This is a genomic window from Staphylococcus sp. GDB20D11A, from assembly GCF_016893255.1.
Taxonomy (GTDB): domain Bacteria; phylum Bacillota; class Bacilli; order Staphylococcales; family Staphylococcaceae; genus Staphylococcus; species Staphylococcus aureus.
On record NZ_JAFEPJ010000039.1, the window covers coordinates 1 to 15,097 of the forward strand.

The following is a 15,097-nucleotide window of genomic DNA, read 5'->3' on the forward strand; positions in this document are numbered from 1 at the left end:
GCAGTACATCTATGTCTAATTTAGGTTTTATTGACATAAATAAAGCTCCCTTCAAAGTTTTCATTTTTTCAATGTCTTCTTTGAAGGGAGCATTTCAATTTGCTGGAGAGAGATCTATCGATGAACAAGCCCTAAAAACAATTTCAAATGACTACCAGTATAGTGGTGTTGTAAACCCACATCACCTTAAAAAAATGATTGGTGATTTGCCATTGAAAGAAAAACGTAAAGCAAGAAAAGCCATTGAATCTTTCGTGGCAGAAACAACTGAAAAATACGGTGTGTAATGATTCAGCCCCCTCGCTAGATTAGTGTAGGGGGGCATTATTATTTTCTATATTTTGTTAGTTACCATGTGTTTGGCAATCATCATTTGGTTTCAATACAATTTTATCATCGTATGTGTATAGAAATAATGTCTATAGGCATTTAAAATAGTTTATAATATTAACAGGATAAGTATTAAATGTATGTTGAAGGAGGTGCGTAGCTATGGATAATAGAAATATGATTAATCGTGTTTTTAGTCAAAAGATATTACATCAAATTGCAATCAAAAATAAAAGTGATGTTGTTGATGAGGTATATGATTTTTATATACAGGGACCTAAAAATATCAATGTAATACAGAAGATGAAATCTTTATATAATTATCTTAAAAAGTCTTATCGTAACGAATATTTTTACAAAAACACAATGCTTAATAAACTCCTTCTAGGACGACATTCTGTTAATACAACTACTGCACTTTCTGAGATGCCCATAGGGAAAAGTATTGCTGATTTTATATTGTTAAACGGCAAAGGTGTTGTCTATGAGATTAAAACAGAATTAGATAAGCTGGATAGATTAGATAATCAAATTAATGATTATTATGAAGTGTTTAATTATGTCGTAGTCATTACAAATGACAAACATCTGAATAAAGTTATGGCTAGATACAAAGATACAACAGTTGGAATTTTAGTGTTAACTACTAGAAATACTCTGAGTGAAGTTCAAAAACCTAAAGAAAACAATAGTCTCTTAAACACAAAAGCGATGTACAACTTTTTACGAAAAGAAGAAAGAAAAAGAGTTATTGCACAAAATCATATGGATGTGCCAACTTATAATGATTTCACAGAGTATGATGTGTTATTTGACGTGTTTAAAGAAATACCAATGACGAAACTGCATAACAATATGATTTCTGAGTTGAAAAAAAGAGGCAACATGAAAGAATACAAAGATGAATTTTTAGCAGCTCCGACTGAAATTAAGTTCTTGTTATATTTCGCAAAAATGACAAAGAAAGATAAAAATAAACTATATCATTTTCTTAAGGAGGATTAATATGTATTATCCTTATTTGCGTGGGAAACAAAATGAACTATTTGCAATTAGAGAATTGTTAGAGAAAGGTTTGATTGGTGATTGTATTCAACCTATAATTGAACCAATTAAATATACAACCACATTTAAAAATACTTTGCAATACTGTGGTGAAAAAGCATTCTCTATAAATTTAGTAGTAAATTCAAAGTTAACTGAAGAAGAGATTAGTAACGAAACTGTTGAACATTTAACTGAAATAATAACAAAAAACAAAAGTGTTATTCAAAAAGCTTACTTGGGTCCTTCTGATGAAGGCAATGATAGGTTGAAACAGCAATTTTCAAGTAATAGTTTAGCTATTTTAACAAGTGTAGATGACTGGGAAATGTTTGAAGATAAAAATAAACTTGAAATGGTTTTTGTACCAGATGATAGACACATTAAACGTAAATTGCGTAATATTCCAAACAAAGGCATCATTATGGATCCTTTTAATAAACTAAGTCGTAATGTTGATTATTTAGATAATGATGACGAGTTTTATAGCGACGATCACCTTTATTATAAGGAAGATGGATACGTAGCATTTTCAGACTATTCTGTTATAGGTGGAGAATATGTAGACGGTGGCTTTTCGCCATTAGCTATTGCGATACATATTGTCTATTTTGATGAGGCTAATGAGTTAAGAGTTAAACATTTTGTCTCTGATTCTAATAACGATAGATTAAATCCAGCTAAAAAGTTTTTTGAGGCTGTAGATAAATTAGTAACTTGGTCTAAAAACTTAGATAATAAAAATAGATCTTATGCGATCGGACAATTCGAAGAATTAAATGAAAATAATAAGTATCCAGGATTAGGTTTAATTAAAAGGTTATCTATCATGCATCATCTAGAAATTATGAATAGATACTTGGAGTCTCAAAATGAAAATATGTGAAAAATGTTTTAATAATACTGAAATCATAGAAATCATTGTAAATGATAATAGCAAATTTGACAATTGTGATATTGATAACGATCATCTTGGTGTTAAAATATTTGATACGACTCGACACATAGATAAATTAGAGCAGATTAGAGATTATTTAAGACCAGCGTTAGAATTATATGATATTAGTATAAATTTACCAGATACTTTTAGCCCAAAAGAAGGTAAAAAAATTGAAACAGCATTAAAAGATGATTGGAGTATATTTAATGTTGAAGAAGATAAAATAAGTTGTATTTTAAATGAACTTTTTAAAGATGATGAAAATATAGATAGACGGGTGTTGGAAGGTTTAGTAGGCGCTAAAATCATTAAAGATAAAAAATATACAAATGAAAATCTAATTGTAGCAAATAATGACTGGGATGGATTTTGTGAGAGCTTGAAGTATAAAAATAGATTTCATAATAATATGATCAATTTAGAGAATTTAGCGTTCTTTCTCGATATCACTACTAATTACTATAGTATTGAGGAATTTAGAGAAAGATTTGAACCATTATATAGATCTAGAATAGTTAAGTTCATTACAGAGAAAAGTGAACTAATGTCACCACCAAAGGGATTTGCAACGGCAGGAAGATTGAATTCTAAATGGATAAGCGTATTATACCTTAGTACAAAAGAACAGGTCAGTATAGAAGAAGTTAAACCTAAGCATAATGACATTATTTATATAGGTAAGGTTAAGTTACAAAAAAACGTTACAAAAGAGAAATTGAAAATTGCGAATTTAACTAATTTAACTAGTAATGCAATCAAAGCTGGCGATGATGGATTTAGAAAGTATTTTGTAAATTACCAAACATTAAAAAAGATTCATAAAGGAATAACAAATCCAAGCGATGAACAAGGAATAGATTATTTGCCATTTCAATATTTAGCTGATTATATTCGAAGCCTTAAATATGACGGGATAATGTATGAGAGCATATTGCAAGATGGTACTTTTAACTTTGTGTTTTTTGATCAAAATTTATTTGAATGTGTTAATTATGAAAGAAAAAGAGTAAGTGACGTTAAATATACATTGACTAAGCTAAGTTGACACACTTAAAAGTCTGAATATTCTAATAAAATGCAAATAATCCCCCGCACTTCACATAGTGGCGGGGGATTTATTATGGCGTCAAAATGCCCAGAGTATGGGTGTGACCCTTAAATCATGGCAAAGCATCTAACACTTGATATGGTGCCGAGTCCTAACATAGCACAATATAGTTAGTATGACAAAGTCATCTAACATAACACATCAGAAGTTGCCCGATTTATTCCAGACCATACAGTGATATAGTTGCACAACGCATGACTTTTATTTAGCAATAACTGCTACTTCTGAAATAAGTTGCTTTGCATAGTCTGATTGCGGATGTTTGATAATATCTTCTGTGTTATTCAGTTCAACGATTTCGCCATTTTTCATAACTGCAACTCGATCACATATTTCATTGATAACACCCATGTCATGTGTGATGAATAAATAAGTGATGCCGAAGTCTAACTGTAATTGTTTTAATAACTCGATGATATCTTTTTGAATTGAAACGTCTAAAGCTGACACTGCCTCGTCGCAAACAATCACTTTAGGTTCTACAGCAAGTGCTCTCGCGATACTTACACGCTGGCGTTGCCCACCAGATAATTCGTGTGGATAGCGATATAAGAAACTTTGATCTAGGCCAACTTTTTCTAACAACGATACGACAGTTTTAATAATGTCATCATTATCTTTGACTTTCCCATGAATGATAAGTGGTCGTTTAATCACATCAATGACTTTAAATCTTGGATTAATAGATGCGAATGGATCTTGGAAAATCATTTGTATCTCTTGTCGTAAAGATTTCAATTCATCATCTTTAAATAAACTTAATGGTAATTCGTTATACCAAATAAAGCCTTCTGACACTTCCTTTAGACCGACGACCGTCTTAGCTAATGTCGATTTCCCTGACCCTGATTCACCGACAATGCCTAATGTTTCGCCTTTTCTAATAGCCAAGTTAATATCACTAACTGCTCGGTATAGGCTGCCACTCGGTGAAGTGTAATCCACGCTCACGCGATCGAATTTTAATAAAATATCATTGTTTAACGGTCTTGGCGGACGCGTTTGATGAATATCAGGAATCGCATCTATTAAGCGTTTCGTATAGGTATGTTGTGGCGATTTAAAAATACTTTCAACCGTGCCACTTTCAACGACACTTCCATCTTTCATTACAATCATATCGTCGCAAAATTGATACACAGCACCTAAATCGTGAGTGATAAAAATAATAGACGTTTCTGTGTACTCATAAAGGGACTTCATTAACTGCAGTAATTGATTTTGTGTACTGGCATCTAATGCCGTTGTTGGTTCATCTGCGATTAAAATTTGTGGCTTTAAAATCAATGCCATTGCTATCATGACACGTTGACGCATACCACCAGAAAGTTCATGTGGATAAGCATCAAATTGTCGAGTTGCATGTTTTATACCTACTTTTTCTAAAATGTCTATTGTCATCGACTTTGCTTCAGATTTAGATACACGTTTATGTTGAAATAGTACTTCTGTAATTTGTTTGCCAATCGTTAATCTTGGATTCAACGAAGAGAGTGGATCTTGAAAAATCATTGAAATATCCTTACCTCGAATTTGTTGTAACGCTGAAGTTGATAAATTAGTTAACGATTGCCCATTAAAAATAATTTCTCCTGTTAACGTGTGATCTGGATAATCTGGTAGTAGCCCTAAAATAGATTTAGCGGTAATACTTTTTCCTGATCCTGATTCACCAACAATACCTAGGATATGTTTTTTTCGTAATTCGAAAGAGACGTTTTTTACCGCTTGAACTGTAGTTTCATCATAATTGAATTGTACATTCAGACTGTTGACTTCTAATAAATTTGACATGATGTTGTGCCTCCCTATTCACAAATGTGTAAATTTATTCTATACTTTTGTATATCATAGTAATCTACTCAAGATTATTTTACAAGGAGTGATTATCATAATTACTTATTTAGAATCTTTTAAGTCGTTGTATCACAAGGCATTTTACAAGTTTGTATTATCGGTATTAAGCTTGCCAATATTTTTATATGCAGTGATAAAGTTTTTCTTTTCTGCTAAGAGAAAAAATTTTTACGCTAATAATTCTGAAATTTCAGAAATTGAACAGGCGTTACATCAAAAATATAAATATTTATCGCAGCAAAAGTCATCCACACAAATACATAAAGAAGCATTAAAAATATTCAAGGCACAAAGTTCTAATACGAATTCAAAGAATATTGAACAAGCACATTTTTCAACATACTTTGAAAATGTATTATTTCATAAGTTCATCATTATCAAAGTGATATTGGCCTTGCCGATGTTCATCTTATTGACTATTTATTTACAGCCATTAGTTAGATATATTTTTGAGCGAATTGTCATGGCTGTGATTGTCATCATTGGTGTTATTGTCAGTGTGTTTACCATTCTGTATTTTTCACCGCTTGATGCGGCTTATAGCATACTGGGACAAAATGCAACAAAGGCACAGATACATCAATTCAATGTATTACATCATCTTAACGAACCTTATTTTATTCAATTGTGGGATACCATCAAGGGTGTTTTTACTTTTGACTTAGGTACGACTTACAAAGGGAATGAGGTTGTGACTAAAGCAGTTGGCGAAAGAATTCCAATTACAATAATTGTCGCAGTATTAGCGCTAATTGTGGCATTAATTATTGCGATACCAATTGGAATTATCAGTGCGATGAAGCGAAATAGTTGGCTTGATATCACGTTAATGATAATTGCATTAATTGGTTTATCTATTCCAAGTTTCTGGCAAGGGTTATTATTCATTTTAGCGTTCTCATTGAAATTGGATATTTTGCCACCATCTTATATGCCAGAACATCCAATATCGTTGATTTTACCTGTACTTGTCATTGGAACAAGTATTGCTGCTTCTATCACGCGTATGACAAGGTCTTCTGTACTTGAAGTAATGCGCAGCGATTATGTTTTAACTGCTTATGCAAAAGGATTATCGACGACACAAGTAGTTATTAAACATATTTTGAAAAATGCCATTATTCCAATTGTAACGCTAGTTGGTCTTCTAGTGGCAGAGTTACTAGGCGGTTCAGCAGTGACGGAACAAGTATTTAACATTAATGGTATCGGTCGTTATATCGTCCAAAAACAACTAATACCTGATATTCCAGCAGTCATGGGTGGGGTCGTATATATATCAATTGTAATATCTTTAGCAAACTTAATTATTGATATATTTTATGCTTTAATCGATCCAAAATTACGTAGTGAAATTAACGAAAGGAAGTGAGGCATATGGTAAAACTTACAACAAAGATAGCTTCCTTAAAACTATTCGCAAGTTATGCTATTGCAACTTATATTTTAGTTATATTAACGAGTGCATTAAATCTTTTTAAAGGTTATGTGGCCGATACGTTCTATATTGCTGAAACATTACTAATCGTTTTAACCATCATTTTAATTATCATTTTAACAACGGAACAAACATGGAAGCATCATGACCTATGGCGACGTATCGTCGAAGTGTTGTTATTGTTGATGACATTAACAGGCAACGTATTTACATTATTAATGTTTGTAAGTATTAGACGTTACCAACGTACATCGCAAATACATAGTTATAACGGGTGGGAATCGTTTATACGAAAAACTACTAGACATCGTATTGCGATTATCGGGTTACTTATTTTAGTCTACATGCTGACATTATCAATTGTGTCACAATTTACATTTGATACGACATTGGCTACTAAAAATCAGTTCAATGCACTGTTACATGGACCGAGTCTAGCCTATCCGTTTGGTACTGATGATTTCGGTAGAGACTTATTTACACGCGTAGTTGTCGGAACGAAACTGACATTTTCAATTTCAATTATTTCAGTAGTTATTGCAGTTATTTTTGGTGTGTTACTAGGCACTATCGCAGGTTATTTTAATCATATTGATAATTTAATAATGCGAATTTTAGATGTAGTGTTTGCAATTCCCTCATTATTGTTAGCGGTGGCAATTATTGCATCATTTGGAGCAAGTATTCCAAATTTAATTATTGCTTTAAGTATCGGTAATATACCATCATTTGCACGGACAATGCGTGCCAGTGTTTTAGAAATTAAACGCATGGAATATGTAGATGCAGCACGTATCACTGGTGAAAACACTTGGAATATCATATGGCGTTATATTTTACCGAATGCGATTGCGCCTATGATTGTACGTTTTTCATTAAATATAGGTGTGGTTGTATTAACAACAAGTAGTTTAAGTTTCCTAGGACTTGGTGTTGCACCTGATGTAGCTGAATGGGGCAACATTTTACGTACCGGTAGTAACTACTTGGAAACGCACAGTAATTTAGCTATTGTACCTGGTATTTGTATTATGTTCGTCGTTTTAGCATTTAATTTTATAGGTGATGCAGTGCGTGATGCACTAGATCCAAGAATTCATTAAAAAGGTAGGGATAGATGTGAAGAAAATCATTAGTATCGCAATTATAGTTTTAGCGTTGGTATTAAGTGGTTGTGGTGTCCCTACGAAATCAGAAGTGGCTCAAAAGTCATCGAAAGTTGAAGTGAAAGGCGAGCGACCAACGATACATTTCCTAGGACAAGCAAGTTATGAAAATGATATGAATATCGTCAAAGATCAATTGGAAAATGCAGGATTTAACGTGAAGATGAATATCCAACCAGATTATGGAAGCTATCGTACACAACGTCAAGCCGGCAATTATGATATCCAAATCGATGACTGGATGACAGTATTCGGTGACCCGAACTATGCTATGACGGCATTATTTAGTTCTACAGGATCAAATAGTTTATTGAAAGATAAACATGTAGACCAGTTGTTAAATAAAGCTTCTACTCAAAATGAAGCAGATGTTAAACAAACATATAAGCAAATTGAAGATGAAGTTGTATTTGATAAAGGGTATATGGCGCCTTTATATGGATCAAAAAAGAATTTAGTATATGACAATAAAGTGTTAGATAAAAATAGTGTTGGATTGCCAAATTCACGTGCATTAATATGGCAACAATTTGATTACAACAATAGTAGAGAACGAGATACGCGGCCACTTGTGATGACACAACAAGATGGTGAAATTCCTACATTGGATCCAATACGTTCAATTGCGCCGTCAGTATATTCAATTAATATGAATATGTACACAAGGTTATTATTATTAGATGAAAATGACCACTTAACAACGAAAGGTTCGTTAAGTCGTGATTATGCTGTGAATAAGGACAATAAAGCGTTTTATTTCTTGTTAAGAGATGATGATTATTTTGCGAAAGTGGTCAATGGACAAGCACGTAATACTGGAGAGCGTGTATCGGCTGAAGATGTTAAGTTTTCTTTAGATAGAGCACGTGATAAAAAGTCTGTGCCTAACAATAATACTTATAATATGCACAAACATATAAATGACATCAAGATATTAAAAGATGAGGACATCGATCAGTTGCGTAAAGAGAAAGACAAGGACGATAAATCCATCTATGATAAGTTGATTAAAGCTTATAACGTCAAATCGTTAACGACAGATGGTCAAAGAGTAAATAATAAAGACGGTATTTATCAAATTGTTAAAATTACGACAGATCAATCGATGCCTCGAGAGGTAAATTACTTAACACACTCTTCGGCAGGCATTTTATCTAAAAAATTTGTTAATCAAGTAAATCAAGAATATCCAAAAGGATATGGGGATAGCAGTACCATTCCTGCAAATTCAGATGGAAAAAATGCGCTTTATGCAAGTGGTGCATACATTATGACACAGAAAAATGCATATCAAGCAACGTTTCAACGTAATCCAGGATTCAACGAAACAGAAAAAGGTAGTTATGGACCAGCTAAAATTAAAAATATTACATTGAAGTTTAATGGTGACCCGAATAATGCATTGTCAGAACTTAGAAATCATTCAATTGATATGTTGGCAGATGTGAATCAAAAACATTTTGATTTAATTAAGTCGGATAAAAATTTAAGCATTATTCGCAAAAATGGACGCAAGTCAGTCTTTTTAATGCTAAATATTAAAAAAGGTATATTTAAGACGCATCCAAACTTGAGACAAGCAGTAGTTAATGCGATAGATCAGGATCAATTTATTAAGTTTTATCGTGGCGATAAATTTAAAATTGCATCACCGATTACACCACTTGTCGATACTGGTAACGAGCAACGTCAAGATTTAGAAAAAGTAGAAAAAGCCATTAATCAATAATGTTTTAAATATTTAACAGAAAGTAGGAGGATATAGTATGGTCATTAACTTAAATGACAAACAGACAAAAACATCTAAAGAAGGGTTAATTTCCGTATCACATCCTCTTGCGGCTAAAATTGGTAAGGATGTATTAGATCAAGGTGGCAACGCCATGGATGCCGTGATTGCAATTCAACTGGCATTGAATGTGGTAGAACCATTTGCATCAGGTATTGGTGGTGGCGGATACTTGCTATATTATGAGCAAAGTACTGGCAGTATAACTGCGTTTGATGCGCGTGAGACAGCCCCTGCACATGTAGATAAACAATTTTATCTAGATGATTCAGGCGAATATAAATCATTTTTTGATATGACTACACATGGTAAAACTGTCGCTGTGCCAGCAATTCCAAAGCTGTTTGATTATATTCACAAGCGTTATGCTAAATTGTCATTGGAAGATTTAATTAATCCTGCAATTGAACTAGCTATTGAAGGTCATTCAGCCAATTGGGCTACTGAAAAATATTCGCGCCAGCAACACGCACGATTGACAAAGTATCACGAAACGGCGCAAGTATTTACGCATGAAAATCAATATTGGCGTGAAGGTGATTGGATTGTACAACCCGAATTAGGCAAGACATTTCAAATATTAAGAGAACAAGGGTTTAATGCATTTTATAAAGGTGACATTGCGAAACAATTAGTCAATGTTGTTAAAGAATGTGGTGGGACAATCACTTTAGAGGATCTAGCCAATTATGACATTCAGATTAAAGCGCCAATCAGTGCGACATTTAAAGACTATGACATTTATTCAATGGGTCCATCTAGTTCCGGTGGTATCACGGTAATTCAAATATTGAAGTTATTAGAACATGTCGATTTACCATCTATGGGTCCAAGATCTGTTGATTGCTTGCATCATTTGATACAAGCGATGCATTTAGCATATAGTGATCGCGCGCAATACTTGGCGGATGATAATTTTCATGAGGTGCCTGTACACTCATTAATTGATGACGATTATTTAAAAGCACGCAGTAAGCTCATTGATAGCAATAAAGCAAATATTGATATAGAGCATGGTGTTGTGTCTGATTGCATTAGTCATACAGACGTTGAAGAAAATCATACCGAAACAACTCATTTTTGTGTGATTGATAAGGAAGGTAATATTGCTTCATTTACGACATCAATCGGTATGATTTACGGATCGGGTATTACGATTCCAGGCTACGGCGTGTTATTGAATACCACAATGGATGGTTTTGATGTTGTGGCGGGTGGGATCAATGAAATTGCACCTTATAAACGACCACTAAGTAACATGGCTCCAACGATTGTGATGCATCACGGGAAGCCAATATTAACAGTAGGTGCACCTGGTGCTATAAGTATCATTGCTAGTGTTGCGCAAACATTAATCAATGTATTAGTGTTTGGCATGGATATTCAGCAGGCTATAGATGAACCTAGAATTTATAGTAGCCATCATAATCGCATTGAATGGGAGCCTCAATTTTCACAATCTACAATATTAGCATTGATTGCACGTGGACATGCAATGGAACATAAACCAGATGCCTATATTGGAGATGTACATGGACTACAAGTTGACCCAACAACGTATGAAGCTTCGGGTGGCAGTGATGATACTAGAGAAGGCACCGTAATGGGTGGCGAGGTGTTAGTGATTAGAAAACAGCCATTACCATATCGGCAAATGTATGATAATGACGGCTTTCGTGTATATTTCAATGATGTGCAGTTACCTTTATTGGCAGATCAAGTGCGATGGATGCATGGCAAATGTTGGATTGAGGAGAGTGTTATTAGAATCATTTTCCCTGAAGTTAGTGCACATATTGAAGATTTAAGAAGTTATGAAAACGCAGGAGAAAATTATATAGATGTTGTCTGGTTAGCACGAAAGAAAGGTTATCAAGTGGCATTGAAAGATGACGGTTTATATTTGAATGATGAAGCATATCATTCAGTGAAACGGAACACAAATGCATACTATAGATATGATCGAGATAGTATCACAAGATAGTTTATGCGTTTGATATGGAGTTTGTAGTGGATATGGGCTTTTGTTGAATGAAAGGATTCGATTTCGAACTTTAGCGTGACGCTTGAGTGTAGTAATGTTGGAAATGCTATACAAAACGCTAGTCACCTTTGTAAAATATACAACACCTCACAAATTCGTTTTTGATGTACATCACAATAGTTAGCCTAAAATCTAACGTGTTGTGGTTTGGTACAGTTGAACGAGTTATGTGAGGTGTTTTTATAATGTGGAATTTTAATAGATGATTTGGATGTTTCTATAATTACAGCATAAGTATTAATGTTCGCTACTAAGTTTAACCAGAAGTTTTTATGTGCTTTCATACTTTCATACCTACTCTCAAAATATATCATCAACACTATAATATGTTTTAAAAATATTTACATCGTAACTAAAGTGAATGTCAAAATTTAAATTTGTAAAAATAATAGATGTATATAAAAGGTTGAAAAGGATTGTAAGAAAATCAAAAAAACACTGTATGACGTTTGATTAGTCACACAGTGTAGATAAGAATTAAAATGTTGTTGCCAATTTTTCAGCATTATTAATACTAGTTGCCTTAATTTCTTCAGTTTTATGCGGTTCGGCATTGTGTCCTTCAATAATGATTGTTTCATATGATGGCACACCTAAGAATGTCATAATTGTTCTTAAATAACGGTCGCCCATTTCGAAATTAGCAGCGGGGCCTTCAGTATAATATCCACCACGTGATTGAATGTGTAATACTTTTTTGTCAGTTAGTAAACCTTGTGGTCCTTCAGCAGAATATTTAAAAGTTTTACCTGCAATTGAAATAGCATCAATATATGCTTTAACTACAGGTGGGAAAGAAAGGTTCCACATAGGCGTTACAAATACATCTTTATCTGCACTTAAAAATTCTTCTAAAATGTCACTCAATCTTGAAACTTTCATTTGTTCATCATCAGTTAACGTTTCGCCATTACTCATTTTTCCCCAACCAGTTAATACATCTTTGTCAATAACTGGAATATAAGTTTCAAATAAATCAATATGTTTCACTTCATCATCAGGATGTTGTTGTTGATATGTTTCGATAAATGCTTTACCAGCCGCCATAGAATTTGATACCAGTTCATTAAAAGGGTGTGCTGTAATATATAATACTTTTGCCATTTGAAAATTCTCCTCTGTTTCTGTTATTTTCTTAAGTATAATTATTATATTCGATATAAAATTTAATATCAATCAAAATATTCAAATTACCATCATTTTCTTCATCTATATTTGGCAGTACTACTAAAGTATGAGGGCATTTAATTATGAAATAGTTGATTTAGAATATATACTTAATACCCAAAATATATGAAGGATGGATGCCACTATGACAAAGCGACCAAAACGTATTTTGGCAACAATTATCATTTTTCTTTCACTATTATTTACAATTATTTATATAGATGACATTCAAAAATGGTTTAACCAATATACCGATAAATTGACACAAAATCATAAAGGACAAGGACACTCAAAATGGGAAGACTTTTTTAGAGGGAGTCGGATTACTGAGACTTTTGGTAAATATCAGCATTCACCATTTGATGGTAAGCATTATGGCATTGATTTTGCATTGCCAATAGGTACACCAATTAAAGCGCCGACGAATGGTAAAGTAACACGTATCTTTAATAATGAATTAGGCGGCAAGGTATTACAGGTTGCCGAAGACAATGGAGAATATCACCAGTGGTATCTACACTTAGACAAATATAATGTCAAAGTAGGTGATCGAGTCAAAGCAGGTGATATTATTGCATATTCAGGCAATACAGGTAAACAAACGACAGGCGCACATTTACATTTTCAAAGAATGAAGGGTGGCGTAGGTAATGCATATGCAGAAGATCCTAAACCGTTTATCGATAAGTTACCTGATGGGGAACGTAGCCTATATGATTTGTAGTTATAGAAGAGTGCCCGCAGTCTAAAAAATTAAGCAATCATTGTGTGAGTATGATACTTACATAATGGTTGCTTTTTTCAATGAAAATCGAAATGCTAAGTCATACTTGTTTGATTTAGATATTACTTAAAAAATGTAAGACAAGGTTGTTAGCATTGGCAGTGAAATTTCGCACGTAAAAAATCATTATTGTCACACTAAAAATAGTTGTGCACTATACCAATTTTCTATATAAAAGTTTAATTCTGACAGTAATGTAAACGTTTACAATTTATGATTGACATTAATAATGAGTGACTATATGATTTATGTAAGTATTTGCGCAAACGTTTTCACAAAGTGTATTGCACAATCAAACTGTAAACAAAGTATGGGAGGCATAACATGGCAGAATTAAAGTTAGAGCATATTAAAAAGACGTATGATAACAACAATACTGTAGTGAAAGATTTTAATCTACATATTACTGACAAAGAATTCATTGTATTTGTTGGACCATCGGGATGTGGTAAATCAACAACATTACGAATGGTTGCTGGACTAGAGTCTATCACATCTGGAGATTTTTATATTGATGGGGAACGCATGAACGATGTTGAACCAAAGAATAGAGATATTGCGATGGTATTTCAAAACTATGCATTATATCCACATATGACTGTTTTTGAAAATATGGCATTTGGGCTAAAGCTACGTAAAGTAAATAAAAAAGAGATTGAACAAAAAGTTAATGAAGCAGCTGAAATATTAGGATTAACTGAGTATCTTGGTCGTAAACCAAAAGCGTTATCTGGTGGACAGCGTCAACGTGTTGCTTTGGGCAGAGCTATTGTTAGGGATGCGAAAGTCTTTTTAATGGATGAACCATTATCGAATCTTGATGCGAAGCTTCGAGTACAAATGCGCACAGAAATATTGAAATTACATAAGCGACTTAATACTACGACAATTTATGTTACGCATGATCAAACTGAAGCATTGACGATGGCTAGTCGAATTGTTGTTTTGAAAGATGGCGACATTATGCAAGTCGGCACACCTAGAGAAATATATGATGCCCCTAATTGCATATTTGTGGCGCAATTTATCGGCTCACCAGCAATGAATATGTTGAATGCTACAGTTGAAATGGACGGATTGAAGGTAGGAACACACTATTTTAAATTACATAATAAAAAATTTGAAAAGTTAAAAGCTGCTGGCTACTTAGACAAGGAAATTATTTTAGGTATTCGAGCTGAAGATATTCATGAAGAACCAATATTTATTCAAACTTCTCCAGAGACACAATTTGAATCTGAAGTAGTTGTATCCGAACTGTTAGGTTCAGAAATTATGGTACATAGCACATTCCAAGGAATGGAATTGATTTCTAAATTAGATTCAAGAACACAAGTGATGGCGAACGACAAGATTACACTAGCATTTGATATGAATAAGTGTCACTTTTTTGATGAAAAAACAGGAAATCGTATCGTCTAAGGGGGAGT

At 33.3% G+C, this 15,097-nt stretch carries 11 protein-coding genes and 1 pseudogene; 10 read left to right on the forward strand and 2 right to left on the reverse strand.

The genetic code is table 11. The features are described from left to right. Positions 1 to 98: 98 nt before the first annotated feature. From JV528_RS13995 to JV528_RS14010, 4 genes and pseudogenes are all read left to right on the forward strand, one after another. A pseudogene (locus tag JV528_RS13995) lies at positions 99 to 287 on the forward strand (hypothetical protein); the annotation flags it as partial. A 205-nt stretch (positions 288 to 492) separates the two neighbouring features. Next, positions 493 to 1,335, forward strand: coding sequence for a sce7726 family protein (locus JV528_RS14000; RefSeq protein ID WP_000370353.1), 843 nt, complete (start codon positions 493 to 495; stop codon positions 1,333 to 1,335). Between the two features lies 1 nt (position 1,336). After that, positions 1,337 to 2,260 carry a sce7725 family protein gene (locus tag JV528_RS14005; protein WP_204177091.1) on the forward strand — a complete coding sequence of 308 codons (924 nt, stop codon included), beginning with the start codon at positions 1,337 to 1,339 and terminating at the stop codon, positions 2,258 to 2,260. Next, entirely contained in the window at positions 2,247 to 3,359 is a 1,113-nt protein-coding gene (locus JV528_RS14010; RefSeq protein ID WP_000686454.1) for an RES family NAD+ phosphorylase, read from the forward strand. The genes JV528_RS14005 and JV528_RS14010 overlap by 14 nt, the downstream gene beginning before the upstream one ends. A gap of 264 nt (positions 3,360 to 3,623) precedes the next feature. On the opposite strand, the gene JV528_RS14015 is transcribed toward JV528_RS14010, so the two are convergent. Further along, positions 3,624 to 5,216, reverse strand: a complete 1,593-nt coding sequence (locus tag JV528_RS14015; RefSeq protein WP_000067356.1) for an ABC transporter ATP-binding protein — start codon at positions 5,214 to 5,216, stop codon at positions 3,624 to 3,626. On the opposite strand from JV528_RS14015, the gene JV528_RS14020 reads away from it, so the two are divergent. From JV528_RS14020 to ggt, 4 genes are read left to right on the forward strand one after another with little or no spacing between them, the layout of a single operon-like run. Next, complete coding sequence (locus JV528_RS14020; protein ID WP_001796619.1) at positions 5,173 to 6,651, forward strand: ABC transporter permease; 1,479 nt, start codon at positions 5,173 to 5,175, stop codon at positions 6,649 to 6,651. The two genes, JV528_RS14015 and JV528_RS14020, sit on opposite strands and share 44 nt — an antisense overlap. Before the next feature lie 5 nt (positions 6,652 to 6,656). Further along, a complete protein-coding gene (locus tag JV528_RS14025) occupies positions 6,657 to 7,820 on the forward strand; it encodes an ABC transporter permease (protein WP_000240103.1) in 1,164 nt (387 codons plus the stop codon). 16 nt (positions 7,821 to 7,836) lie between these two features. Further along, positions 7,837 to 9,612, forward strand: coding sequence for an ABC transporter substrate-binding protein (locus JV528_RS14030; RefSeq protein ID WP_000720817.1), 1,776 nt, complete (start codon positions 7,837 to 7,839; stop codon positions 9,610 to 9,612). Between the two features lie 37 nt (positions 9,613 to 9,649). After that, positions 9,650 to 11,656, forward strand: a complete 2,007-nt coding sequence (gene ggt / locus JV528_RS14035) for a gamma-glutamyltransferase (RefSeq protein WP_000236417.1) — start codon at positions 9,650 to 9,652, stop codon at positions 11,654 to 11,656. 537 nt (positions 11,657 to 12,193) lie between these two features. Here the strand turns inward: ggt and JV528_RS14040 are convergent. Further along, complete coding sequence (locus tag JV528_RS14040) at positions 12,194 to 12,820, reverse strand: FMN-dependent NADH-azoreductase (RefSeq protein WP_204177092.1); 627 nt, start codon at positions 12,818 to 12,820, stop codon at positions 12,194 to 12,196. A gap of 208 nt (positions 12,821 to 13,028) precedes the next feature. On the opposite strand from JV528_RS14040, the gene JV528_RS14045 reads away from it, so the two are divergent. Both JV528_RS14045 and JV528_RS14050 read left to right on the forward strand, forming a co-directional pair. Continuing rightward, positions 13,029 to 13,607, forward strand: a complete 579-nt coding sequence (locus JV528_RS14045) for a M23 family metallopeptidase (protein ID WP_000166914.1) — start codon at positions 13,029 to 13,031, stop codon at positions 13,605 to 13,607. 384 nt (positions 13,608 to 13,991) lie between these two features. Next, complete coding sequence (locus JV528_RS14050; RefSeq protein WP_053866507.1) at positions 13,992 to 15,089, forward strand: ABC transporter ATP-binding protein; 1,098 nt, start codon at positions 13,992 to 13,994, stop codon at positions 15,087 to 15,089. Positions 15,090 to 15,097: the final 8 nt, after the last annotated feature.

Bases quoted from the DNA above. Each gene is read 5' to 3' on its own strand.
- JV528_RS14010 (WP_000686454.1), top strand. From the start codon at position 2,247: ATGAAAATATGTGAAAAATGTTTTAATAATACTGAAATCATAGAAATC.
- JV528_RS14045 (WP_000166914.1), top strand. From the start codon at position 13,029: ATGACAAAGCGACCAAAACGTATTTTGGCAACAATTATCATTTTTCTT.
- JV528_RS14005 (WP_204177091.1), top strand. From the start codon at position 1,337: ATGTATTATCCTTATTTGCGTGGGAAACAAAATGAACTATTTGCAATT.
- ggt (WP_000236417.1), top strand. From the start codon at position 9,650: ATGGTCATTAACTTAAATGACAAACAGACAAAAACATCTAAAGAAGGG.
- JV528_RS14015 (WP_000067356.1), bottom strand. From the start codon at position 5,216: ATGTCAAATTTATTAGAAGTCAACAGTCTGAATGTACAATTCAATTAT.
- JV528_RS14050 (WP_053866507.1), top strand. From the start codon at position 13,992: ATGGCAGAATTAAAGTTAGAGCATATTAAAAAGACGTATGATAACAAC.
- JV528_RS14000 (WP_000370353.1), top strand. From the start codon at position 493: ATGGATAATAGAAATATGATTAATCGTGTTTTTAGTCAAAAGATATTA.
- JV528_RS14025 (WP_000240103.1), top strand. From the start codon at position 6,657: ATGGTAAAACTTACAACAAAGATAGCTTCCTTAAAACTATTCGCAAGT.
- JV528_RS14040 (WP_204177092.1), bottom strand. From the start codon at position 12,820: ATGGCAAAAGTATTATATATTACAGCACACCCTTTTAATGAACTGGTA.